Genomic DNA, 798 nt, shown 5'->3' on the forward strand with positions numbered 1-798 from the left:
CTCACTTCCCGGCGCAGCGGCCGGCAGCGTGTCGGCCGACGCAACGGCCGCGGCCGCGTTCAGCGGGCTCGTCTTGACGCTGGCGCTGGAATGGGTGATGACGCGGGTGGTCTCGTCGTCTTCGAACGGGCGGTCGGGATAGTCGTCTTCAGGCATGGCACGGCACAGTGCCTGGGGGGACGCAAAGTCTCAATGAACGAAAGTCATCTGGCAATCCTTTTCAGCAATCGTTTCCCAGCCCTTTCACGACAGCCGCATGACTTTCGTTGATTGCCAATCCCGGGCGCCCGGCGGATAAACCGGCTTCAGGCGCGCCGGCTCCGCTCGGCGGGCGTGCCTGCCTCGCTGTCGGAGCCCTCATGATCCTGGTGATACGCGCCCATACCCTGAAGAACGAGACCCTGTCTCAGTCGATCACGGGCCACTTCGATGAACGCGGTGGCACGATCGGCCGTTCCGACACGAACACGCTCGCCCTGCCCGACCCGGAACGCCACATCTCGCGCCTGCAGGCCGAGGTCTGGTTCACCAACGGATCGTTCTCGATCCGCAACGTCGGCAGCGCCAACGCGATCGTCATCAACGGCCGGCCGATCAATGCCGGCGAAGGCACCACCCTCGGCCATGCCGACGAGCTGGTGATCGGCGGCTACGTGATGCGCGCGACGCTGGCCACGCCCGAATCCGCGCCGCGCACCGACGACCGGGTGCCGATCGATTCGCGCACGGTGATCAAGGCCTCGGCGGTCGAGTCGCGCACCAACCCGCGGCTGCAGCTGCAGCCGCCAGCCCCCCCGC

1 protein-coding gene is annotated in these 798 nt (G+C 67.0%); it reads left to right on the forward strand.

The genetic code is table 11. The features are described from left to right. Window positions 1-359: 359 nt before the first annotated feature. The coding region (locus AC1D12_RS34510; RefSeq protein ID WP_477845553.1) for an FHA domain-containing protein at window positions 360-798 on the forward strand (439 nt) is incomplete at its 3' end.

The organism is Rhizobacter sp. P1_G5, assembly GCF_056405435.1.